This window comes from Spiroplasma endosymbiont of Dactylopius coccus (genome assembly GCF_977110965.1).
In genome coordinates, this window is sequence record NZ_OZ373019.1 from 804951 (window position 1) to 830031 (window position 25081).

At 22.5% G+C, this 25081-nt stretch carries 24 protein-coding genes and 3 pseudogenes; 9 read left to right on the forward strand and 18 right to left on the reverse strand.

Annotated elements, in window-relative coordinates; translation table 4 throughout:
* Nucleotides 1-142: 142 nt before the first annotated feature.
* From ACXUB0_RS05035 to ACXUB0_RS05065, 7 genes are all read right to left on the reverse strand, one after another.
* Complete coding sequence (locus tag ACXUB0_RS05035) at nucleotides 143-427, reverse strand: hypothetical protein (protein ID WP_458257490.1); 285 nt, start codon at nucleotides 425-427, stop codon at nucleotides 143-145.
* A complete protein-coding gene (locus ACXUB0_RS05040) occupies nucleotides 427-588 on the reverse strand; it encodes a hypothetical protein (RefSeq protein WP_342266587.1) in 162 nt (53 codons plus the stop codon). The genes ACXUB0_RS05035 and ACXUB0_RS05040 overlap by 1 nt, the downstream gene beginning before the upstream one ends.
* Nucleotides 589-591: 3 nt before the next feature.
* Nucleotides 592-885 carry a hypothetical protein gene (locus ACXUB0_RS05045; RefSeq protein WP_458257489.1) on the reverse strand — a complete coding sequence of 98 codons (294 nt, stop codon included), beginning with the start codon at nucleotides 883-885 and terminating at the stop codon, nucleotides 592-594.
* Nucleotides 886-887: 2 nt separating this feature from the next.
* Nucleotides 888-1352 (reverse strand): hypothetical protein, encoded by a 465-nt coding sequence (locus tag ACXUB0_RS05050; RefSeq protein WP_458257961.1) that lies wholly within the window; start codon nucleotides 1350-1352, stop codon nucleotides 888-890.
* A 2-nt stretch (nucleotides 1353-1354) separates the two neighbouring features.
* Nucleotides 1355-1477, reverse strand: a complete 123-nt coding sequence (locus tag ACXUB0_RS05055) for a hypothetical protein (RefSeq protein ID WP_458257962.1) — start codon at nucleotides 1475-1477, stop codon at nucleotides 1355-1357.
* A gap of 134 nt (nucleotides 1478-1611) precedes the next feature.
* On the reverse strand, nucleotides 1612-2034 hold the full coding sequence (locus ACXUB0_RS05060) for a hypothetical protein (protein WP_458257963.1): 423 nt from the start codon (nucleotides 2032-2034) through the stop codon (nucleotides 1612-1614).
* Nucleotides 2035-2354: 320 nt separating this feature from the next.
* Nucleotides 2355-2603, reverse strand: a complete 249-nt coding sequence (locus tag ACXUB0_RS05065; RefSeq protein ID WP_458257964.1) for a hypothetical protein — start codon at nucleotides 2601-2603, stop codon at nucleotides 2355-2357.
* A 952-nt stretch (nucleotides 2604-3555) separates the two neighbouring features.
* Between ACXUB0_RS05065 and holA the strand changes: the two genes are divergently transcribed.
* Complete coding sequence (gene holA / locus ACXUB0_RS05070; protein WP_458257965.1) at nucleotides 3556-4467, forward strand: DNA polymerase III subunit delta; 912 nt, start codon at nucleotides 3556-3558, stop codon at nucleotides 4465-4467.
* Between the two features lie 43 nt (nucleotides 4468-4510).
* Nucleotides 4511-5959: a hypothetical protein gene (locus tag ACXUB0_RS05075; protein WP_458257966.1), complete on the forward strand. Its 1449-nt coding sequence runs from the start codon at nucleotides 4511-4513 to the stop codon at nucleotides 5957-5959.
* Between the two features lie 612 nt (nucleotides 5960-6571).
* Here the strand turns inward: ACXUB0_RS05075 and ACXUB0_RS05080 are convergent.
* On the reverse strand, nucleotides 6572-6976 hold the full coding sequence (locus tag ACXUB0_RS05080; protein ID WP_458257568.1) for a hypothetical protein: 405 nt from the start codon (nucleotides 6974-6976) through the stop codon (nucleotides 6572-6574).
* 265 nt (nucleotides 6977-7241) lie between these two features.
* Between ACXUB0_RS05080 and ACXUB0_RS05085 the strand changes: the two genes are divergently transcribed.
* A complete protein-coding gene (locus tag ACXUB0_RS05085) occupies nucleotides 7242-7598 on the forward strand; it encodes a hypothetical protein (protein WP_458257967.1) in 357 nt (118 codons plus the stop codon).
* A 29-nt stretch (nucleotides 7599-7627) separates the two neighbouring features.
* Here the strand turns inward: ACXUB0_RS05085 and ACXUB0_RS05090 are convergent, their stop codons facing one another.
* From ACXUB0_RS05090 to ACXUB0_RS05100, 3 genes are all read right to left on the reverse strand, one after another.
* On the reverse strand, nucleotides 7628-7795 hold the full coding sequence (locus ACXUB0_RS05090) for a hypothetical protein (protein ID WP_338959267.1): 168 nt from the start codon (nucleotides 7793-7795) through the stop codon (nucleotides 7628-7630).
* A gap of 129 nt (nucleotides 7796-7924) precedes the next feature.
* Nucleotides 7925-8833: an ATP-binding cassette domain-containing protein gene (locus ACXUB0_RS05095; RefSeq protein ID WP_458257968.1), complete on the reverse strand. Its 909-nt coding sequence runs from the start codon at nucleotides 8831-8833 to the stop codon at nucleotides 7925-7927.
* 13 nt (nucleotides 8834-8846) lie between these two features.
* Nucleotides 8847-9944 carry a hypothetical protein gene (locus ACXUB0_RS05100; RefSeq protein WP_458257969.1) on the reverse strand — a complete coding sequence of 366 codons (1098 nt, stop codon included), beginning with the start codon at nucleotides 9942-9944 and terminating at the stop codon, nucleotides 8847-8849.
* A gap of 837 nt (nucleotides 9945-10781) precedes the next feature.
* On the opposite strand from ACXUB0_RS05100, the gene ACXUB0_RS05105 reads away from it, so the two are divergent.
* The 3 genes from ACXUB0_RS05105 (at nucleotide 10782) to ACXUB0_RS05115 (ending at nucleotide 15839) form a co-directional block, all read left to right on the forward strand.
* Nucleotides 10782-11087, forward strand: coding sequence for a hypothetical protein (locus ACXUB0_RS05105; RefSeq protein WP_458257970.1), 306 nt, complete (start codon nucleotides 10782-10784; stop codon nucleotides 11085-11087).
* A 1445-nt stretch (nucleotides 11088-12532) separates the two neighbouring features.
* On the forward strand, nucleotides 12533-14140 hold the full coding sequence (locus ACXUB0_RS05110; RefSeq protein ID WP_458257971.1) for a hypothetical protein: 1608 nt from the start codon (nucleotides 12533-12535) through the stop codon (nucleotides 14138-14140).
* A 457-nt stretch (nucleotides 14141-14597) separates the two neighbouring features.
* On the forward strand, nucleotides 14598-15839 hold the full coding sequence (locus tag ACXUB0_RS05115) for a DEAD/DEAH box helicase (RefSeq protein WP_458257972.1): 1242 nt from the start codon (nucleotides 14598-14600) through the stop codon (nucleotides 15837-15839).
* A gap of 106 nt (nucleotides 15840-15945) precedes the next feature.
* On the opposite strand, the pseudogene ACXUB0_RS05120 reads toward ACXUB0_RS05115, so the two are convergent.
* The 7 genes and pseudogenes from ACXUB0_RS05120 to ACXUB0_RS05150 all read right to left on the reverse strand — a co-directional run.
* Nucleotides 15946-16287 (reverse strand): annotated as a pseudogene (locus ACXUB0_RS05120) (transposase); the annotation flags it as partial.
* A gap of 31 nt (nucleotides 16288-16318) precedes the next feature.
* Nucleotides 16319-17365 (reverse strand): annotated as a pseudogene (locus ACXUB0_RS05125) (IS3 family transposase).
* A 76-nt stretch (nucleotides 17366-17441) separates the two neighbouring features.
* Nucleotides 17442-18149 (reverse strand): annotated as a pseudogene (locus ACXUB0_RS05130) (IS256 family transposase); the annotation flags it as partial.
* Between the two features lie 79 nt (nucleotides 18150-18228).
* Nucleotides 18229-18393 carry a hypothetical protein gene (locus ACXUB0_RS05135; RefSeq protein ID WP_458257973.1) on the reverse strand — a complete coding sequence of 55 codons (165 nt, stop codon included), beginning with the start codon at nucleotides 18391-18393 and terminating at the stop codon, nucleotides 18229-18231.
* A 161-nt stretch (nucleotides 18394-18554) separates the two neighbouring features.
* The gene (locus ACXUB0_RS05140; RefSeq protein ID WP_458257974.1) at nucleotides 18555-19457 is read right to left on the reverse strand and encodes a hypothetical protein; all 903 of its coding nucleotides are present in this window, start codon (nucleotides 19455-19457) and stop codon (nucleotides 18555-18557) included.
* A gap of 291 nt (nucleotides 19458-19748) precedes the next feature.
* A complete protein-coding gene (locus ACXUB0_RS05145; protein ID WP_458257975.1) occupies nucleotides 19749-20366 on the reverse strand; it encodes a hypothetical protein in 618 nt (205 codons plus the stop codon).
* Nucleotides 20367-20889: 523 nt separating this feature from the next.
* Nucleotides 20890-21750: a ribonuclease HIII gene (locus ACXUB0_RS05150; protein WP_252319664.1), complete on the reverse strand. Its 861-nt coding sequence runs from the start codon at nucleotides 21748-21750 to the stop codon at nucleotides 20890-20892.
* Nucleotides 21751-21881: 131 nt separating this feature from the next.
* Between ACXUB0_RS05150 and acpS the strand changes: the two genes are divergently transcribed.
* The 3 genes from acpS (at nucleotide 21882) to ACXUB0_RS05165 (ending at nucleotide 24941) form a co-directional block, all read left to right on the forward strand.
* Nucleotides 21882-22202, forward strand: a complete 321-nt coding sequence (gene acpS, locus ACXUB0_RS05155; protein ID WP_174479919.1) for a holo-ACP synthase — start codon at nucleotides 21882-21884, stop codon at nucleotides 22200-22202.
* Nucleotides 22203-22230: 28 nt separating this feature from the next.
* On the forward strand, nucleotides 22231-23538 hold the full coding sequence (locus ACXUB0_RS05160) for a thymidine phosphorylase (RefSeq protein ID WP_458257976.1): 1308 nt from the start codon (nucleotides 22231-22233) through the stop codon (nucleotides 23536-23538).
* A gap of 74 nt (nucleotides 23539-23612) precedes the next feature.
* Nucleotides 23613-24941, forward strand: a complete 1329-nt coding sequence (locus ACXUB0_RS05165; protein WP_458257977.1) for a hypothetical protein — start codon at nucleotides 23613-23615, stop codon at nucleotides 24939-24941.
* The last annotated feature ends 140 nt before the right edge of the window (nucleotides 24942-25081 follow it).

Here is a 25081-nt window from a genome sequence, read left to right on the forward strand (position 1 = left end):
TATAATTTTCTTTACAATCATTACACATTTTCATTTAGTTATTTCTCCTTATTATTTTTTGGATGTTGAAATTGAACAGCTAAACAATCATTACAACGAAATATTAATTCAATGCTTACATCTTCATGTTTACAATTAGTCATTAGTTAATTTCTCCGTTTTCTATTTTTTTAATTAATAAACCAAAAATTCCTTTAAAATTTATATTTTTAATATGTTCAAGTAATTTTTCTTTATTAATACAATTTTTATGTCTTGATTTATTAATTTCATCAACTTTAATTCTATGTTCTTTACAGTATGCTCTACCATATTCATCAAATTGCTCTTCTGTTATATTTTCACATTGTATTTGTTCAAAATTTTCATCATGTGGTGGTATTAAACTAGTAAATTTAGTAGTTTGACTAAATGTACATCTATTCATTATTTTTTCTCCTTATTTTCAATTTGATTAGCAATTTCATTTAATATTTTCAATACTTTATATTCATTTTTTAATTCTTTAATAATAAATATTAAAAATATTATTAGTGTTATACTTGTTATTAATATCGGTACTATTAATAAAATTTTTCATAATATCATTTTTTACTCTTTTCATTTTTTAAATCATTTAACATTAATTGAACAAAATGCACGATTTTTAGGAATATTTAAAGTATTAAAGATTTCACCAGTTACTATAATTTCATCGTTTTTGTTTAATAAAATACAGCGTCTATAAAGTTTTGGTTTATTAAAAATTAAAGTAACATAGTTTAATCCATTTCATTGACCACGAACACTATAATATAATTCTTTATTACCTTTTTCGTAATATTTTGCTTCAATAGTGTTACTAAGTTTTACTGTTAATTTGACATAATTTGTTTTATCTTTCATTTTTATAATTTCCTTAAATAATTATCAAAAATTAATATTTTTTTATGATTTTTTAAATAATATTGAATATGTTTATAAGCATCTTGTTCATGTTTTGTTAATTTTATATTTCCTTTATAATTTTCTATTTTAGTTTTATTTTTTGGTTCACTTTCTAGATAATCTCAATTTATAACATCTTGTACTAATACCATTAATGCACCAATAATTTTAGGGGTTGCTAATGGATTAGTTAATAATTGTTTTGAACTTAAAAAGAAATTTTCTACAATAACTAATATTTTTTTATTAATAAATTTTTCTTTAATTAATTGAAATTTTTCTTTATAAATATTTTTAGTTCATAAAACAGTTAATGTATTGAATGTTTCATTAAAAATAATATTATTAGTTTCATTTGAATATATAACAATTCCATTATTACCAATACCAGCAGGGTCAATTCCAATAATTAAGTCATATTTCATTATTAATCAAATTCACCATTATTGATTTTTATGATTATTTTAAGTAGATTTGGAGCGCAACATGTATCTATTTTTCCAAGATATATACTATTTCTTAATTCTTTAATTAATTTTTCTTTATCCATATTTATACCTCCTACTTAACCTAATATTTAAAATACAGTCATAACAAATTGCTTTACCGTTTTTGTCTCTTAAAAAGTTTTTTCTTGTTTTTATATCATTAGTATTAAAGAATAAATAATCTAGTTTATTTTGTTTACATGTTCAACAAAAATACTTTTTCATTATGAGTTGAAATTTCTTTATAAGAAGTAACTATATAATTAATTGGTAAATCATCATCTTTATATGGATTATTTATTTTAAAACCTTTTCTGTTTTCTTCTCACGTAATGTTATATTTAAAACAAGGATTAGTAATTTTAGTTTTGTTATCAGTTATTTCACCCATAAATCAACTATTATGCTGTTCATAAAATGTTAATGGTTCAAGTTTTATATCATTAAGATAATATTCTTTTGGACTAGTTGGTTTATTTACAGTTATTTTTTGGTCTTTAATATATGGTTCTAATAATTTTATTAATTCATTACCACTTAATTCTCTTTTAATATTTTCTAAATTAAAAACTCAATATGTGTAACTGTTATCAACAATAAAAGAATTATTTTTAATCATTCATTTTGGAAGCGATAATTTATATTCAACATAATCAATAAGAATAGATTGTGGTTTATCTTTAAGAACCTGTTTAGGATCTTTTTTAACTTATTTTTGATTAAATTAATATCATAAATGTTATTTTATAGTTGAAAAATAAATTTTTAATCGATAAGTTGTCAAATGATAAAATCTTTTTAACAAAAAAATGACAAAGAAAATAAAATGTTAATTAACTGTCAGGTTAGAAATAATTATTCCCTTTTTTAGTTTAATTATGTTTAAAAGATTCCAAACAGGTTCTAACAATTTGTTCTTTTTTAAATTCTATTTGCATATTAATCTGCACATCAATCACAAACATATCCATATGGATTTTTATAATCCAAATGTTCTTCTATATCATAATCATCTTCATATTTTTTAATATCATGTTGTTCTGCTTCTAATTCTGTTTTAAAGTAATAAAGCATATTCATTTTGTCATCTTCATATAATTCATTACATTCAACACATCTTTTTCTTCTTTTTTTAATTTTATTATCAATCTTTCTTAGTGCTTCATAATCAAGAATTTCTATTGCCATAATAATCCTTTCATAATATGTCCTGTTGCTTTCTAGCATAAAGGACATATATTTTAATTTTTATATTATTAATACTATTCGTTTTATTCATTCCAGAAATTCTGGGCTCAAAAATAAATTGTGAAATTTTAAAAAACATTGAGGCATTCGATTCAATATTTATTTAATTTGTGTTTAGCAAATTAATATTTTAATTGAACCGGCACCGCTCAATTTTTTTTACAAGTTTGAAATTTATTTTCTCGCCCAAAAATTTTTTCAAAAAAAATAAAAAATAAAACCAACACTTGCTCACTGGGGAGTGGCAAGGTTGGTTAAATAAAGAATAGAATTAATACAATAGGTCCCTACAACAGGTCTATATATACTAGTTTCCAATTCGCTCCCACCCCAAGAATTACCATTACTGGTTAGTATATTTTATTAGGTATCACTCCACTTTTTATTTATCCATGCAAGTCCACATGCTAGCTACTATTTTTAACAACTGTGTTGTAGTTTACTGTTTTAATTCCCTAACACGTGTTGATAATAGCGTTAAAGACGTTTATTAAAAATTTTAAAATTTTACAATTACAAAAAAAGACAAGATTATTTCTTGTCTTTTTCCTTTGATAATAATTTTTATTTTATCTTATAAAATCTATATTTTTTAAAATACGTCGAATATAAATTTAAATTTAAGGGTAAAAGAGAATTTAATTTGTCTATCATCATTTTTAAATGGTAATTTTGGAAATAAGTTACTAATATGATAATAAATTATTTCGTAACTTTGACAACCGCCCTTGGAATATTATCAAAAACAAAAGTATTTTCCGAATATTGAAACACTGAATAATCTTAAAAAAGTTTATTATTGAGGAAAAAATAAAAGTGTGATTATATATGAAACATTATGATATTATAACATTAACATAAAATATATTAATAATTTTGTGAGGTTGGAAACATGGTTTATATTGTTCATGGTCAAGATGAGTATTTAGTAAGAAAAAATATTGAACAATTAATTAAAAAAAATCATAAAAAAGAAAATTATGATTATAATCTATATGAATTACAAGAGGATACAATTGTTAATATTATTAATGAAATTCAAATTATGAGTATATTTGAAGAAAATAAAGTAATCGTAATTAATGATAGCAGTAATTTATGACAAAAATATATTAAAGAAAAAAAATTTGTTAATGCTTTGCTTAATCATAATCAAAAAACAATGATAATTATTAAAAGTTTAAATGTTGATTTTAAAATTAGTAGAGAATTTCAACAATTTAATATTATCAAAATTAAAAATTATACAAAATCACAATTATTATTATTAATTAATAAAGTTTGCAATAATTTTAAAATTAACATTACTCAAGAAGCAACTAATTTTCTTTTAGAATACTTGCCAAATGATGTCAGTATTATTTTAAATGAATTATCAAAATTAAGATTAATTGGAAAAAAAATAACTTCAGATATTATTATTGAGGTGGTTCCTAAATATTTTGAAACAAATATTTTTAAAACTGTTGAATATATATTAAAAAAAGATTATAACAATTTTTGAACACAATATAACTATTATAATGTTATTAATTATGATAAAATTAAATTGATTAATATTCTTGTATATCAATTAGAATTAATTAGAGATATCAAAATTTTAGTTAAACAAAAAAAAAGTAATGAAGATATTTCCAATATATTAAATATTTCTAAGTTTCAAGTAAAAATATTAGAACAATATTTAAATATTAATTTAAATATTAATAATATTTTGTTAAAATCATATGAATTAGATTACAATATCAAAAAAGGAAAGTTTAATAAAAATATTGCAATTGATTTATTTTTTTTGAATATTTAGTATATAATTATAGATGTTTTAAACTCAAGAGGTGATACATATAATGAAAAGTAATAAAAATACTGATGTTACAGAAAAAAAGTTAGTAGAAGAAAATAGTGACATTACATTGGTTAAACCAAAAGTAAAAAGAGTTACAAAGAAAAAAACCGAAAAAGTGTACTCAGAAGAAGATTTAAATGTTGCATTATACTATGAAATATCAAGTACTATATATAACAGTTTAAATAATTTAATTGTTAGAAAATCTATTTTTGCTAATGAAGAACTTTTAAAAATTTTAGAATTACAAATTTCTAATTTATTTTTTCTTGAAAAAGAACTAAAAGAATTAAACGATAAAAAGTATGCAATAGAATTTTTGCAGTTAATTTCTAATTTGGTAAATCGTAGTTTGAGTATTACTAAAAGTTCTCTTAAAAATCGTATTGAAATTCTTGAAGAGCGTAACTTATTAATAGTTACAATTACTAATATTTGTAAGACTGTGGAAAAAGAAAGTCTTGAACGAATAAGACAGTTTGATAATAATACTTTTAATGAATTAAATGATCAAATTACTGCATTAAATAATTTTAGTGATGATGCTACTGAGGTTAAGCCAAGTGTTACTCCAAATAATCAGAATGTTGATAATAATGTTGATACAAATCCTAATATTGGTGGCATTGGGAATCTAGGTAATAATTTAAATATTAATAATCTTGATAATAATAGTTTAGCAAATTTAGCGAAGTTAGGTGTATTACCGCAACATCCCGCCACAAATCCTAAATTTTACCCGTATATGAATAAACCAAAATATATTCCACTTTTAAAGAAAATATTATCAGCTTTTTTCTTATTAACAACAGTGCTAGCAATAGCTACTTATATACTAACTTATTTTATAGCAGGTACTTTTCAAATTAAAAATAATAGTGCACCTGACTATTATAATTTTGCAAAACAATCAAAAACTATAGTTTTCACTATTGTTACAACAATAGTTCTAAATGGAGGCTTTTTATATTCAATTTTAAAACCACCAAAATTAGGTCGTGATTTATATCGAACATCATATTTTTTAATAGTTATTTTAATTTTTTGAATAATTTATACAATTTCAAATTTAATTTATATGACAACAGATGATTCATTAAAAAGAACATTTACTTCTTTTTTAGATAAACCTGATGATTTTAATCCTAATGCTTTACCTTGATTAAAAGGATTAGCAACTTTTAAAGCTTTTCAAATATTAACATATATTACAGCAGCATCAGCAATTTTACCAATTGCTATTATACTAGTTATTGCTATTCTTAATCCAAAAATTGATCGTAATAAAATTATGAGAGCCAATTCGGAATATCAAAATGCTATTAATAATGCTTTAAGTGGTAAATCCTATGAAATCGATCCATCACTTTTTGATGATAGTTTAGATAATGATAATAAAAAAGATACAAAAGATCATAAATTTTGACGTAATAGTGATTTATTTAAATAATAAAATTAAAAAGGACTAAAAGTCCTTTTTAATTTTATTATTTTTAATTATTAGATTTAATATCTTAGAACCTGTTTAGGATCTTTTTTAACTTATTTTTGATTAAATTAATATCATAAATGTTATTTTATAGTTGAAAAATAAATTTTTAATCGATAAGTTGTCAAATGATAAAATCTTTTTAACAAAAAAATGACAAAGAAAATAAAATGTTAATTAACTGTCAGGTTAGAAATAATTATTCCCTTTTTTAGTTTAATTATGTTTAAAAGATTCCAAACAGGTTCTTATGCTTGTCAACGTAATTTTGAACTTGCAACTATTGTGTAAATACCAATTAATCCAAGCGCAACTCCTAGATATATTCCATAAGTTGTTGTGTCATTATTTAGTAAAAATTTCCTATTAGTTATCGAGTAATAATTTCCCAAAAGTGAAGTTATTTATATAACTTATAATTAATAATAATTCGATTTAAAACAGCCCTTTTTAGGGCTTTTTATTTTTTGAATACTATAAAATATAAATTTTTAAATCGTTTGAATATGAGCAAATTTGGTGCCTTAAAATTCATTTTAAATATATAAAGATATTGCAATTGCAATATCTTTTTTATAATTTTAGTGATTTTATTTTAAAACCCTTATAATTTTTATTTTCAAAGCTATTAATTTCAACTTCATCAAACTTTTTTATTTTTAACTTTTCTAAATTTTTGTTATAAATTTCCATTTTTAAATTTGATATTTTTTTTAATTCTTCTTTTATTGAATTAAATTTAATTTCAAAATAATTTACTTTTTGAGAAATAATTCTATGTTCATTTTCATATTTTCTTATTTCATTTCTTATTTTTAATTCATTTTTATTGTTAATATCTTGATTTGTTAAACAAGATATTTTTTTATTTATTTCTTTTTCTTTTCTTTTTTCATTATCTAGCTTTTTCTCCAAACTTCTAAATTCATTACTTAACTTAGAAATTTGATTTTGACTTTCTTGTAATTGTTTATCCATATATTAAAAATCCTTTCAAAATTAGAAACCTAATTGTTTAAAAATAAAACAATTAGGTTTCTAAAACTATTTTTAATTCATATTTATTATATTCATTAAAAATTGGTTTGTAAATAAAAAAGTTCCTATATGAAAACAAGGAACTAAATTTTAGGGGTTATTTAGAATTTGTGTTTATTTAACAGTGTAACTTTCCAAAATAATTTAATTTTTGATAAATATTTTTGGGAAATTTTCACTCGATATTGACATGTTTATTTATATCATGGTTTTAATTACAGTATTAAAATTAGCATTAGATAAAAAATTAAAACTGAATTGATATGAAAAAATTACTTTTCCATTTATTTTGGTAACTTTAGGTTTAATGTTCGTTTGACATTATTATTCTATTATTTATGATGCAGTTACAGCAACTGATTCAAGTGCAATAGTTGCTATGGTTATTGAGTTAGTATTTATTTTAAGTAATGTGATTTTTGCAATAACTTGATACTTTGCTTATTACTCTAAAAAATATAAACTTCGTTTAAAAACAAATCCTAATTTACAAGTAGAATTGAATAGTGAATTTTCTTTTAATTTAGAACATCAAGCAAAATTAGCAAAATGTAATAGTTAATAAAAAAATAAGTTACTCTATAGAGTAACTTATTTTTTTATTAAATTAGTTTTTTTATATTTGTTGTTTATTTCTTCTCTTAAATTATTAATTATTTTGTGTTCTTGTTCTCAATTTATTTTTATTTGATTTCTTTCTTCAAGTGTTTTCTTAAATTCATGTTGATGTTTATTTATTCATTCATTAACTTTTCGCATTTTTTCTCCTTATTAAAATGTAAAGTTATTTATTTAAAATAATTAAACTTATATTAAGTTTATAAATAATTATACTATGAGAAATTAAAAAGATTAGAAATTTTATAGTTAAATTTTTGTTTTTTTATTTTATAAAAAATTTTTTAAATGTGATAAATCTATTTCTTTTTCATAAAGATTTTGAATACCAATTTTATATTTATTTAAAATTGAACTAAGATTATCAATTTTTTCTTGTGTATCTAAGCGAATTAAGATTTCATTTAAATCTTTAAGATATTTAAATTGATATTGATATTTTGTTAATATAGTGGCTGTTAATGGTAAATTGTTGGTAGTTAAAATAAAAATTTTGCCAACATCAAATTTTGCTATTGGTCCACTATAAAGCATTTTTCCCAAATCAATAATAGTACAATCATCAATAATATCTTTAACCTCGTTAATTATATGAGTTGTTAAGAAAATAGTTTTACCTTCTGCTTTTAATCTTTTTAATACATTTGTAAAATATTTTCGTGACTCTGAATCTAAGTTTGCACCCGGTTCATCAAGAATTACTAGTTCTGGATCATGTGCTAAGGCTTGAATTAGCATAATTCTATTTTTCATTCCTGAAGAGAAAGAATTTAAACCCTTATTACGATGTTCTCATAAATTAAAATTATTTAATAATTTTTGTAAATTAACTTCTAAAGCACTATCGGTAATAGTAGTTGTTTGTCCTAAATATTTTAGAAAATTATAAGCTGTTAAACCTTGTGGAAAGTTTTCTAAATTTAAGGAATAACCTAAGCTTAATTTTGATTTTGCACTTCCTGCTTTGTAATCATTAACCTTAATTGTACCAATGTATCTGTTACTGGGCATTGCACCAATGATAGACTTTAATAAAACGGATTTTCCGCTACCAGATTGACCAACCAAAGCATGAATAGTTCCTTTAAATACAGTAAAATTTATATTACTAATATTAAACTTTTTAAATTTTTTGTTATAGTTTCTGACACTAATCATAATGTCTTCTGTAGTTCCCATAATAAGTTTTCTCCTAACTAACAATTTTTCGATTATACATTAAATAAGAAAGTAAGAATAAAAAGATAGAAAATCCACAATATATTTCAAGAACTGATTTATTATTTTGAAAATAATCAATGTTATCGGTTTTTATTTTTTTATTATTTAATGTTAGTTTAAAATCAGGATAACTAAATAAAGTATTTTTTTGTGTATCAAAATCGATACTAGATGTTGCATAAGGTTCAAATCAAAAATCACCATAGTAGTCCATAAAATAAGTCCAAATTTGATTTCAATGTTCAATAAAATTTATTGCATTGATAAATTGATAACTATTTGCAATACTAATGTAATTTTTATAATTTTTATCATTAGTAACAGAATTATTAGTAATCTGACGATAAATATGAATTTGATTATAAATATATTCTTCGGTTGTTCTAACTAAAAAATAAACAGGATTATAAAAAATTTTATTAAATTCATTACGAAAATCAAATTTATATGCATATGTATCAATAAAAATATTTTTAATTTCCTTGGGTGATAGTGGAACGGGTTGTTCTAATATTGGACCTGTAATTTGTATATAAGTATTATTAATATCAGTATCGTATGTTAATAGTGAAGGTGCTTTACCGCTTTGCAGATCCATAAATGAATCAATATTATATTTTTTATCATAATCATTAATTATATTAATTAAGTCTTCTGTAATTTGATTATTATCAACATTGTTTTTTAATTCATCTAAGTTTTTAAAATAACTATTAAAAGTAATTTTCATAAATATATTTTTATTTTGAAATTCAGGTGGTTTTCAAGAGGTTGTTTTACCACTAAGAGTTTTAACAGTAGGATTTGTTTTAATAAATCCTAATTTTTGATAAAAATCAATACGCTTATTAATAACATTATTTTCTTTAATATCCTTTAATTCTTGATCACTAAGATTAGAATAAAAATCAAAAATAGCTTTTGTTAAATTTGGATATTTAATTAATCCTTTTTCTAAATTTTGTTTAAATAAAATTGCTTCTTTGATTTCACTAACAGTATATTGGATATTATTTTCAAAATTAATTTTAATAATGTCACTATTTATTTTGGTTAATGAGTAAGGCAAACCACCTAATAAAAATAGACTACAGAAAATAACAAAAATTAAAAAAACTGTTTGTGATGGAGTAAAAGCTAACATTGTTACTACACCAACAGTAACTAAAGCAGCAAATAAAGAGCAAAAGCCAAAAAATTTTAGGATTGTTAATACGTAAAAAGTTAAATAAGAAACTTTTATAATAATTCCGCAAATCCCGCCAAAGATTAATAAAGCAATAATATTTATGAAAATAAAAGTTAAACTCATAAAAAATAAAGCAGCGTATTGAGTTAAAATAATAACATTTCTTGTATAAGGTTTAGTAAGTAATAATAGGAAAGAACTATCTTCAAATTGAGTACCAAAAATTTTTATAGCATTTAATAAAATGAAAATAAATAGAAATATACTATAAAAAATCATAATATAGTATTGTAAATCAATAATAAAATCTTCTATTGATAAATTTAAAAAAAACAAAACACTAATGCTCAATACCGAAATTACTATTGAAAATAAAAATAAAAATGCTGTAATAAAACTGTAACTAATTTTAATTATAATTAATCTAAATAACTTAAATCAACTTGTCTTTTTGGTTTTAGTTTTTTCTATAGTTTTCGTTGTGGTTTCTAGTAATCTGTCCATTATTTTTTTCTCCTTTACATATTATCAATTATAATCAATTATTTTTTTTGTTTATAAAATATAATTTAATGAAAATGAAAAATTATTGAAAAAAGATTCTAAACACTAATATTTATGTTAGTATTATATTACCTAAATATTAGTGTTTAACCTATTTACTTTCATTTTAAAGTAAATAGGTTTTATATTTTAAAGTAGAAAGTGAGAAAAAATATGCGAAGTGGAATTAAACAAGAAAAATCAAAAAAACAAATAATTAAAAAATATGCGAAAAATGGTGCTATTGTTGGTGGTGTTGGGTTTGTTGCTGGTATTGGTTGTGTGGTTATCTCACCTAGTCCAGGTGAGGTTATTGCTGGTGCCACTCTTCTTGGTGTTGGTGCTGTAAAAGTAGTCATAGATGAGATAAAACAAAAAGCAGTAAGACAACAAAGAGAACCATTTAACTCTTTTCAAGTAAATGCTATGGATTTACAAAATCCAAATTCAACAAGCAGAAATCAACCACCAACATTATAAAAACTAAACATTACCGATTAATGTTCTAAACAGGTTCTAAGAAGTATGAGTTCTAAGGAATAAAATTAATCAAATTTAAAAGATATGTTGAAAATATTTATTAATTTTATTTAATTATTTTAGGATTTTACTTTTTTAATCACAAAAATACCTATTGTTAGGTGTTTTTTTATTTTTTAATTGAAAGGATGGAAAATTATGAATAATATTTCTAACTATTCCATTGATTACGAATTTAAGGATTCCTATAAGAACCTGTTTGGAATCTTTTAAACATAATTAAACTAAAAAAGGGAATAATTATTTCTAACCTGACAGTTAATTAACATTTTATTTTCTTTGTCATTTTTTTGTTAAAAAGATTTTATCATTTGACAACTTATCGATTAAAAATTTATTTTTCAACTATAAAATAACATTTATGATATTAATTTAATCAAAAATAAGTTAAAAAAGATCCTAAACAGGTTCTAACGGATTACATTCTAATTTTACAGATAGTTCTAATACATATAAATTACTAAAATGAAGTACTTTTTCTAATTCCTGAGATAATTTTACAGAAAAATATAAAACATTTCATTTTAATAAATCTCTTAGAACCTGTTTGGAATCTTTTAAACATAATTAAACTAAAAAAGGGAATAATTATTTCTAACCTGACAGTTAATTAACATTTTATTTTCTTTGTCATTTTTTTGTTAAAAAGATTTTATCATTTGACAACTTATCGATTAAAAATTTATTTTTCAACTATAAAATAACATTTATGATATTAATTTAATCAAAAATAAGTTAAAAAAGATCCTAAACAGGTTCTTAATAATTTTTCTGTTAGATTAGCAAACGACACAAATAGTATTTAAAACTTAGAAACACCCATTAATACAAAAAAATTTGCAAAATATAGGGACAGGAAACAGTAATAGTATGTATAATATAAAAATAAACACAATTGATAGTGCTGGTCGTGGAAATAGTATAAATGTTTCTTTAAATATTTGACGCGATAAGGATTATATTTATTTTAGATGATTTTTATCAAATTATGCAAATTTTGGAATTGATTCATTTTTTCACATCAAAATTTTTTCTATCATTTTAAATTAAAGTATATTGTTTTAGTAATAATGCCTATTTATCCAATATTTTAATTAACTAAAATATTTTAAAACTACTCAATTTGAGTAGTTTATTTTTTCTTTTTAAAAATTTAAATATTACAAAAATTATAATAAATTAATTTATATATAGAATATGAATAGTTTAGTTTCTTATAATATATTATTAATACTTATAATATATTATAAGTAGAAAAATAATCAAATTATTAGTTTACATAAATATTAAAATTAATATATTCACAACATTTTAATTATAAATATTATAGAATATACTAAAACTTTAATAAAAGATATTAAAAGAAATTTTAGGAGGGTACTAGAGTGAAGGGAATATTAAAATTATTAGCAATTTTTGGATTAACAGCACCATTAGCAGTAAATGTAGTGGCATGTGGAAATGGTAATAGTTCTGATACTGATGATGAAGTATCGGAAAATGCTGATGTACAAGAATTATTAAAAAAAGCTAAAGAGCAAATTAGTTTAGGACTTGCAAATTTAATTAGTGAATATAAGAATTTAACTTTTGAAGATGAATTTGGTGAATTTGGAAAAGATATTACTAATAATTTAAATAGTTTATCTAAAGATAGTGACACTCTAGTTGATAGTAAAATAAAAGATATATTTTTAACTAGGCTTCAAAAAGATATTACAAATCTTATTATTGAGGATTATTTATTACAACCATCTGATTTAAAACCATTATTTAATAATATAACTACTAGTGAAATTTTAAAAATTGATTTTAATGAAACAACAATGACAAATAAACAATTCAATTGAACTAAGGAAAATGCTGATTTTGGTATTGAAAATTATGATCCAGCAACGTATAACATAACAATGTGATATAAACTTACTGCAGATTTAAAATTAAAATTATCTTATAAAGATGAAAGTAACAAAAAGACAGAAATTGAAGTATCTAATATTTTTGATTTTAATTACGCTAATACTGGTGCTAATTTAAAAGATTTAATTGAAGCTTCAACTAGTAATGTAACAAAAGTATTAAAAAATTTTATGATAGAAATGGAAAACGCCACTACTGATAGTGAAAGTTTATTACAAAAAGCAAAAAAATTAATTACTGAAAAACTTAATAACAATAAAGTTAATATTACTAAAGTTGATATTAATGCTCAATCAGAAGTGCTTCAAAAAAATGATGTTTATGCTAGTGGTGATCATATGTATGAAGCGCTTACTAAACCTACAATTGATGAAGCAATTGATTCTTTGAAAAATTATTTATCACCAACAGCAACAGCTTTTTCAGATGAGATTACTAAGTGACTTGTTGGAAAACAAGGAGTGCCTGAAGAAAATAAAAAGAAAATTAATGCTTTTGGAAAAATCACTATTAGTGATTGAAGCATTTCAGGATTAAGATTAACACCAATGACTTTAGATTTTATTAATATTAGTCCTAATCAAACGCAAGGTGAATGAGCAGAGCAAACAGCAACAGCATTAGGTAAAATATTTTATACAAAAAGTGCATTTGCTGAAGGGCGTATTGATATAACTACTGATAATAATTTAACAATATATATGAATCCTGGAGATTTTGATGACTTTGTTCAAAATAATAAAAAAATGAGTGATATTAGTGACTATATTAGTTCAAAAATAAATTCTAAAGCTACAACCGAAGATCTTATTAAAGGTAATATTTCAGTTACTTTAAATGGTCTTTGAAAAGGAGCAAAAAATCCTACTTTAAGTGATAAAACTAGTGTGGAAAAATTAGATGATAATACATTTAAAGTTAAAAGAAATGCGGGTGGTATGCATGGTTATAATTATTTAACTATTCGTTATGCAAACACTAGTTTTTTAACTGGAATGATTAAGAATCATAAAAATAATCATATTTTATTTGATAATTGAATTATTAAAAAAGCAGATACTAATGTTTGATAATTTATATTATTTTTCAAATTTTTTTGTTATGATAAAAAATTTCTAATATAATTTAAATTTTTAAATTGATTAAAATTAAAAATTTGTATAGTATTTTAATTATTATTTTTATATTTTCATTTCTAAAAATTTATCTTTACATTTAATTAAAAATAGTGTATTATATTTAAGTTGTTGATTAATTCGCAATTTTCTTTTAAGATATGATTGATAAAAAAATATCAAAAAGTTGTTAATGATGTCAAAGAAATAAATAATATCATGAAATTATTTGACAACTTTTAATTTTAGAAAAATTAGATGAATTAATACTTTAAAATGTAAGTAAGTATATTATATATAAATAATAAATAAAACTAATCCCTTTTTAAAATAATCCTCTTTTAGAGGTTATTTTTCAGGTTATAATTATCATTTTTTCTAAATTTATTCAAAATTTATTTTTAAGGAGAAATATATGAGTTTTACAGAACTAAATTTAAAACAAGAATTAACTGCTGCTATTGCTAAATGAGGTTATACTACCCCAACACCAATTCAAAAGAAGACAATTCCAGTTTCTTTACAAAAAAAAGATATTATTGGAAAAAGTCATACCGGAACCGGAAAAACTGCTGCTTTTGTCTTACCTATATTACATAATTTAGATATAAAATTATATCGTAATCAAGCCATTATTGTTTGTCCAACTAGAGAATTGGCAATCCAAGTTGCTAAACAAGTAAAAAAATATGCTTATTTTTTAAATGGTGTTAATGTTGCTTTATTATGTGGTGGTGTTAATATTAGAAATCAATTATATGATTTAAGAACTAGTAATATAGTTGTTGGAACACCAGGAAGAATTACTGATCATATTAATCGTGGTAGTTTAAGATTAAATTCAATTAAAACATTAGTTTTAGATGAAGCAGATGAAATGTTAAAAATGGGATTTAAAAAAGATATTGATTTCTTATTTGAGAATTCACCACAAAATATTCAAACTGTCCTTTTTTCAGCAACAATGTCAAAACCAGTTTTAAAAATTGCTGATGATTATCAAAATAATCCAGTTAGTATTACTGTTGAAGATGAAAGTCAAAAATTACAACAAGCAAATATTAAACAATATTATTTTGATTGTCGTAATATAACAAAAGAAACTGCATTAGTTACTTTATATCAAAAATTACAACCACAATTAAGTATTGTTTTTTCAAATACAAAAGCTTTTACTAACAAAATTGCACAATTATTAGAACAAAATAATATTAAATGTGCTGTTATTAACGGCGATAAAAGTCAAAGAGAACGTATGGAAGCAATGAGACAATTTAAAAATGGTAAGGTTAGAGTATTAATTGCTACTGATGTTGTTGCTAGAGGAATTGACATTAATGGCATTGATTATGTTTTTAATTATGATATTCCACGTGAATATGAATACTATACTCATCGTATTGGTAGAACAGCTCGTGCTGGAGCACAAGGAACTGCTATTACTTTAGTAAGTAATAGAGTTCAATATAATGAAATTCAAGAAATTCAATATTATCAAAATCATGAAATTACTTTACTAGATGCTACAGGTTGAGATTTACCTAAAAATGTTGTTAAAGTACCAACTAAATTAAATTTTTTATCTCATAATAATAGAAATGATTTTAAACGTAATGTTGATAATAATTCAAAATGAAAAAGAAAACCAAAATATTAAAATTATTCATTTTTATAAAAAAATCACTTAATTATTAAGTGATTTTTTCTTTAAATATTAATTTTGAGGCTTTTTAGAAATCTGTGTATCTTTGTTTTACAAAGTACTAGTTAAGATTAATTCTATCTTCAAATTTTATCATAAAATGAGCAATTGCTGTATTTCAATTTTGAATGGGCATTGTTCATTTTTTTGTTATATTTTCAATTGCTAAATAAAATATTTTCAATTCTTCCATATCATTAGGAAAAACTTTTTTATTTCTGATAACTTTTCGTAATTGACTATTAACAGATTCAATAGCATTTGTGGTATAAATTACTCTTTTAATTTCTGTTGGATAACTAATAAAAACTATTAAATTTTCTCAATTTTTATATCAAGATTTAGCAATTTGAGGATATTGTTTATTTCACTTATTTTCAAATGTTTCTAAAGCCTGCATTGCTTGTTCTTTGGAATGGCAACACTTTTTAGGACTATTTTTTGGTAGACACTTGTTCTTGATATTTGATAGGAGTTAAGTAGTTTAAAGTGCTGTGGATTCTTATGTTGTTGTATCAATTGATATAATCAAATAATTCTAATTTTAATTGGATTAATGATGTAAAATTTTTATCATTAATAAATTCTGTTTTGAAAGTTTTAAAAGTTGCTTCAGCAACAGCATTATCATAAGGACAACCTTTTTTGCTTAAAGATCGAGTAATATTGAATGCTAATAAAAGATTATTAATAATTTTATTGTTAAATTCATTACCTCGATCACTATGAAATATTTGGATATCTTTTAAACAGCGATTTGATTGCATAAATGCTTGATATACTAGTAATGCATCTTTTTTAACTCCAACACTATGTCCAATAATTTCGCGGTTAAATAGGTCTATTAATAGGCAAATATAGTTTCATTTACCATTAACTTGAACGTAAGTTAAATCACTAACAATAACTTCATTTTTAACCCTATTATTAAAGTTTCTATTAACAAGATTGGTTATTTGACTATTATTGACTTTATTATGATGATTTTTGAATGATAATTTAGTGTATTTTGATATTAAATTATGCTTATTCATAATTTCTTTAATTTTTCTGCGTGATAAATAAATTTCTTGGTTTTCTAAAATTTTTTTTAATCTTCTAGTACCATAAACTTCTTTATTTTCTTTAAAAGCACTAATAACAGCTTCATCATACATATTATTTTTGATTTTATTTTCTTTTTTCTTTAAGTTAAAATAATATGTTGATTTAGATATTTTCAAAAAACGACACATTGTGCGAATTTTATATTTAACTTTATTTTTGACAATAATTTTTATTTTCTGCCTATTATTAGTGCTGCTTGCTTTAAAATATCATTTTCCATTCTTAATTGTTTTAATTCTTTTCTTAATTTAATTATAAGTATCTGCTCTTGTAACATTGTACTCTTTAGCAAGACAAGACACTGACTTACCGCTTTGATATAAAGCTACTATTTGTTTTTTAAATTCATCTGAATATGAGTTAATATTGGCCATAATTATACTTCCTTTCTTTTCACTAATTTGTTCACTTGTCTACGTAATTAGTGTCCAATAAAGTGTAATCCATCCAATCATTTAAGCCTCGATTTTTCATTTCTGTGAAATTAGCTAATCAAAATTTAGAACCTTCATTTTCACTAATTCATAAGCCTAAAATATCTTTTTTACCTTCTAAATCAACTCTTAAAGCTATATACACAGATTTGTTAATAATGCGTTTATCTTGTCGTATTTTAACTACTATGCAATCAAAATAAACAATCGGATAAATACTATCTAATGGTCGATTTTGCCATGCTTTTACATCATCAATAACATCATCAGTAATTTGACTAATAACATTTTCACTAATATCAGCACCATGATATAACTCTTGTAATTGCATTCTAATATCTGATAATGTCATACCTTTTGCATATAAAGAAAGAACTTGTTGATCAAAACCATCAAATCTTCTTTGTCTTTTTGCAATTATTACAGGATTAAAATTACTATTGCGATCTCGTGGTACATCAATTTCAATTTTACCTTGTTGAGTTATTAATTTTTTTGAACTTATACCATTACGAGCATTGTCACTATTACTATGTTGATTCTTATCATATCCTAAATAATTTTACATCTCAGAATTCAACATTTTTTCTACTAATCTTTTTGTTAATTCTTTATACAAACCTCCCTCTTTAAAAACTGTTGTTAAATCTTCAGTATTTTCTAATAATAAATCTACTGCTTTTGATATTGGATCATTATTATTAATATTTTGCTTTTTAGCCATCTGTAATTCACTCTTTCTAGGTTTATTATAGAATTAATTAAACATAGTTATTTTTGTAAGTTACACAGATTACTAAACATTACCTTAATTTTATAAAGTTTTTTTTATTTTCATTTTTTTTCTTATTTTCGATTTCTTGTTGTTGTCTTTCTTTTTCAGCTTTTTCGGATTCTTTTTTTAATTTATTAGCTGCAATTTTTTCTTTTATTCTTGCTATTTCTTTTTCTCTTTTTATTTTTTTCATCCATAAAAATCCCTTTCTCACTACTTTTTTGGTATATTTATTCTTATACATCTAAAATACCCAAAATCAGTGTACATTTTTTAGAAAAAAAATAAATATAAAATATTAAAAAAGTCACTCTTTTTAAAAGGGTGACTAAAAATTAAATTTAAATAGTGCTTTTAATTGAATGGCATTGGATGGTATATTCCTGTACTTGTTGATGGTTGGTTATTTATATCATTTGCAAATTCATATGGATTGTCAATAGGAAATTCTTCTATTGATGTTTCGTCATCAGTTTCTTTTTCATTTGATGATTTTTCTGATTCTATTTGTTGTGATAAAACTTCTTCAATACCAGAATCTTCAAATTCTTCTTCCTGATATTTTTTAAACAATTCATCAAAAGTTGTGAATTTCCCATTGTTTTCTAATTTTTCTAAATGTTTTTCAAGAAAAACTGCTTCTTTTTTAGTAAATCCACAACAACTAGTTAATATTTCTGTTATTTTTTTTATAGTTATTGGTTGATTAAATACATCTTTATAAAAATCAGAAATAGCAAAAGCAATCATATCAATTGCTGTTACACCAATTGAAAATCCTAATGTTGTTCATCTAACAAATTTTTCATAAAATAATTTTGTGGCTTTTTGAAATCCATATTCAGTAACTAATGCAGCTTCTGTTTTAACAGCATTAACAGCACAAGTGACTGATAAAAATAAAGGGATTGCCATTAATATTTTTTTATATCGAGTTTGTTTTTCAACTCATTTTGAAAGTTTTTCAGGACAAAGATTAGTTGGAATTCCTAAGTTTGTTAAACCCGATTTAAAAATATTATTAATTGGTCTCATAACAAAATAACGACTTATATTTGCTGCTAAAGCACCTGTAGTAAAAATGTCTTTCGTGATTCAATCATGTAAATTAAAATCTTCTTTAGAAGTATTTTCTGATGAACCAGTTAGAATAATATGACTACCTGCCCATGTTAGTGTTTCTAAAGTTAAATTAACTAAAAGATTACGTCCTCAATTAGTTACTAATGCTATTGGTTTATTATTTTGTTGTTCCATAGTTTTAATTGTTTTATTTGCTAAAGATATTACTTGTTTAATTTCACTATCATTATTAGCATTATTATTTTCATTTTGTGAATTAATAATTAGTTTTTTAATTCGTTCAATTTTTTTTTAAAATTTGGATGATATTCAAATTCTGTTTCTACACAATTTTCAATTTGATTAAATTTCTGTATTAAATCATTAAGTATGGAAATATTTGAAAAATATTTCATTAATTTTTGATGATCTTCTTCAAATAAAAGTGTTTCAAATATTTCTTTATATTTTTCAAAGTCACTGGTATTAAATTGATTGATTTCAATGGGATTTATTTTGTTTTTTTATTAAAAAAACATCTCGTGATCAACTTGAAGCTGCTGAAGTGAAAAATGTGCCAAGTGCAGTATCAAGTAATACCATAACATAATTTTGTCAATTTCAAAATATAGCATCAATATAATCTTGGGATGTATGTTCTTTACCATCAATGGGAAAATTAGAAACTACTCTTTGTAAATTTTTACCAGTAAGTCCAATATAAATTTCTAATAATCCTAAAAATTTATATGCAATATTTCTTATTATTCCTGGTTTTGTTTGATCAATAAAATTTTGTATTATTGTTAAATATTTATATAGTTTTAATAAAACATTTAAATCTCTATTATTAGAATTTTCTTTAAATAATTTTAATTGTTCATTAAGTGAGTTGGTATTTGTTATAAATTTATTAAGATTATTAATAGTTTTTATAGTAATACCTTCTAAGAATTGATCTTCAAGTGATAATTTTCTTTCTTTTTTTTGAAAAGTTTTTAAATCTAAATTATCATCAATATATTCATCAACATCATTGTATTCTTTTTTATATATTTCTATTGTATTTCTATTAAAGTTTATTTTTAATAATTCTAAAATCACTATAATTACTGTTCCATTTTTTTCAACAAATGTTAGTTTTTGTCAGTATTGATTGTTATTAATGGTAATAGTGCTTTCATTAAAAAAAGTTAAACTATCAAAGTTATTTCTAATTTGGGTTTCATATTTTCAATTTCCATTATCATCGAGTTTTTTTGTGTTGTTCCTCCATAACGACTATTACAAGTTATTCAATTATTTTCTTCACTATCTTCTATTTCGATGATTGTACTTGAACTATTAAGACTTTCAGTACTACTTGAATTACTATTATTTATAGAAGATTGTTGCTGGGTAATTCCATAATTAGTATGTTTATTTTTTTCTAATAAAGGTTTTTTTCTTCTTTTGGCATTTTATTTTCTCCTTTAAGTAATAAAAGTCCTATTTTGTTTTTATAAACAAAATAGGACTTAAAAATATATTTAAACATATATCTGATTTGGATTATATCATTTATTTGATAGTTTTTAAATAAAAAATATTTTTTATATATAGTTAATAAAAATTAAGTTTTAATTATTTATTTAAAAAATTCAGTAAATGATTTTTTGCTATGACGTTCAAGAAATTTATTAAATTCAATTGTTTTTTCATTTTTAATTTTTTCTAAAAATATATTAACTTCTTTTCCAGTACCTAATGGAATTGTATTAGTGTCAATACCTTTTATTTTTTTAATTTCTTCTAAAAATAAATAACGACTAATAATAGTACTACAAGCGATAGCTAAATACTTACTTTCTGCATTAGTAACAAATTGAACTTTATCTTTAATAATTTTATTACGATTATCTTTCATATTTTCAATGTATTTGTAATATGTATCTTCATTAATATATTGATCAATAACTATAGTATCATATTGAATTCTATGTTGTAACATACGAACTAATGCTTGATTTTCTCCTCAGGTTTTAATAATATTGGGGCTATAACCCGCATCAATTCATTGATTATATTTACGATTGTTAATGATTACTGACTCAAAAATAATTGTTTTCATAATATCTTGTGCTAATTCAATAAATTTACTTTGTGATAAGTCTTTATAATCGCGAATGTTAAGTAAACGTAATTTTTCTAAATTACCCGAACCAATATAAGAACTAATAATAACAAGTGGACCAAAAAAATTATTAATACCAAATTCAGCATTGCCAATGACTGGTGATTGATTTTCATCAAGTTGATTTCAAATTCTACGATATTCTGCAATAATATCCTCTTTAGTACCTTTAAAAATAACTTTTTCTTGATAAATTTCAATTGTTATATTATGATATTGAAATAATTCATAACTACTATTTTTATTATCAACTTTATAGTTTTGGTAGTGTTCTTTAATTAATGATTTTTGTTTTTGATTTAAGTAAAATGTCATTAATATACCACCATCTTTTCAAAATTTATTTGATTTATTGAAATTAATATCACACTTTCTTTCATATTAATTATATAATAAAAACAAGGATTTTAGGGTTTTAACCTTTTATTTTATATAAGGAGTTAACAATGCGTAGTGTAGGTATAGATATTATTGAAGTAAATCGAATAGAAAATATTGAAGAATTTGCTAAAAGAATTTTAAGTAAGAAAGAAATTATACTTTTTAATCAATATTCTTTACAACGTCAACAGGAATTTTTGGCAGGAAGATGAGCATTAAAAGAAGCAATTTTTAAGGCATTACCACAAGAAAAGTTAACATTTAAAAATATTGATATTAGTTATAATCAATATAATCAACCAATAACTATCATTAAGAATTATCAATTACTTTTATCTTTATCACATAATGAAACTAATGCAATTGCAATTGCAATTGTTATTTAATAAAAAGAAAGTAAGGTGTTTTATTAAAATGTATATGATTGATTTAATCTCTAAAAAGAAATTAGGACAAAGTTTAAATAAAGAAGAACTAAAATTTTTAACAGAAGGTATTGTTAATGAAACAATACCAGACTATCAAATTAGTGCTTGAGCAATGGCTGTTTATTTTCAGGGAATGACTAATGATGAATTAGTAGAATATACAAAAGCCGTTATTAATAGTGGTGAAACCATGGATTTATCACAAATTACTGGTTTTAGTATTGATAAACATTCAACTGGTGGTGTTGGTGATAAAACTAGTTTAGTATTTGGTCCATTAGCTGCTGCTTGTGGATTAAAGGTTGCAAAAATTTCTGGAAGAGGATTGGGTATTACTGGTGGTACTATTGATAAATTGGAAATAATTCCAAATTTTAAATGTGATTTGGCAATATCAGATTTTATTAAAGTTGTTAATAAAGTTGGTATGAGTATTATTAGTCAAACTAGTAATTTAGTGCCTGCTGATAAAAAATTATATGCATTACGTGATGTTTCAGGAACAGTTGATTCATTACCATTAATTGCTGCTAGTGTTATGTCTAAAAAAATAGCGATGGGTGCTGATTTAATTTTACTAGACATTAAATGTGGAAAAGGTGCCTTTGTTCAGGATATAGTAACTGCAAGAAAGTTAGCAAAATTAATGGTACATATTGGTAAAGCTTTTAATAAAAAAAATTATGCTATTATTAGTGATATGAATAAGCCTTTAGGACAAACAATTGGTAATGCACTAGAATTACAAGAAGTTATTTTAAGCTTAAAAAATAAAGGACCAGAAGATTTGAAAATTCTTGTTAGTAATTTAGTAGCTTTAGCCTTATTGGGAGCTAAAAACGTAAAAACCTTAAAAGAGGGTATTGATAAAGCTAATGCTATGTTTACTAGTGAAAAACCACTACAAATTTTTTATGATTTTGTTAAAAGTCAAGGTGGAGATACTAAATATCTTGATAATATTGATAAATTACCACCAGCTAAATATATTATTAAAGTTAAGGCACAATTATCGGGCTATTTAGATGTTACTAATAATTATTCTTTAGGTGAATTATCAGTAATATTAGGAGCAGGAAGAACTACTAAAACTGATATCATTGATCCAGTGGCAGGAATTTATTTAAAACAAATTCATGGTCAAAAAGTTGAAAAAAATAGTGTAATTATGGAGCTCCATACTAATAAAGATCAACATTTTCATCAACAATTTTTAGATTTGGCAATTTCTACATTTCAGATTACTAATAAAAAATACGATATTAAACCAATAATTTTAGAAATAATAATGTAATTTAGTTTAAAATTGTTTATAATGTTACAGTATTTTAAAAATATTAATTAAATGAAATGATAAGGAGCGTTTTTGTGAAATCTTTATTAAAATTACTGGGCACACTTGCTTTAGCAACAACACAAGTTGTAACAGTTGTTGCTTGTGGTAGTGAAAATAATCAAATGACTTCAAGGGATATTCTTAATTTTGCTGCCTCTCTTGTTACTGATAGTAGTAGTGTGCAAATTAAGGCTGATCTTAATTTATCAGATGATACCAATATAGGAGAAATGAAAGGTAAAATTTTTAGCGAATTAGATACTTCTGTGCAAACAGCTATTGGTAACTTTTTCTCTAGTAAACTTAAAGAAAGTACCAATGAACATCCAACAAATTGATATCACCCTGATGCACATGTCAAAATTATGGACTATGTTCCAGAAAAAGATAATGATAATGATGAAAAAGACAAACCTAAGTTTGTTTTATCAACTGGTAGTGAATTAGTCAATGGTCATTTATGAGTAAAAGCAGAAATCTCTTATTTAAATTTACGATCAGTTACTAAAAATATTAAAATTACAATTAATAATGATACAAGTCATACTAGTGATCAAAAAAAAGCTGATGCAATTAGAGACTTTATTAAAGAAGAAATTACTAAAGATAATCTAAATATTAATGTTGAAAATTTACCAATAACCGGAGAAATTAAAGGAGCAGAAAAAAAAGATAAAGAAGAAATTGCTAGAACTCAGTTATCATATATTAAACAAAATTTAAATGTTGCCATTAAAGATAAAGTTCAATATTCTGGTTTAAGTTTAAGTTTTGAATTTTCAGGTGATTTTTCAAATGTTCCTAAATCAACTTTATTTAAAATGACAGATCCAACGGTGACCAATAATGATGATAAATCAATTGTATTTAATGGTAATGTTAGTAATATTACTATTGATTTCTTAGTTGGTAATGATGGTAAATCTACTTTTAATACTGTTGATATTGAAAGTACTACTGCTATTAAGATTAACCAAACTTTTGTTGATGCAACAACACAAATTTCAAAAATATTTTCTGACTGAACAGTTGATACAGTAAAGGAATTGCCAAAAGCTTCAGATAAGTATTCAGATTATGACAAAGATGGAAAAATAAAAGAACAAGTTATAACAAATGGTTATTTTGCTAAAATTAATAAAATTTATAGTATTCTTGCTTCTAAATGAAATGATAGTGTAATAACTATTACTAACCCTGAAAGTGGATTTAATCTTAATCCTAATGAAAAAAATGGTTATTTTAATTTAAACTTTAAATTAGAATATGATCTAAGTAAAGGCTTTACAGATATAAAGACATCTTCAGAATTTGAAATATCTGCCGAAAATATTCATATTACGTTACGTGAAGTTAAATAATAATATTTAAATATATAATAACTTTTAAAACTTATTTTAATCATTAAAAAATTAAAAATAAGTTTTTTTATTTATTAAAGATTAATCAAGTACTATTAAATTAAGTTATAATTAATATTAATAAGTATAAAATGATATTG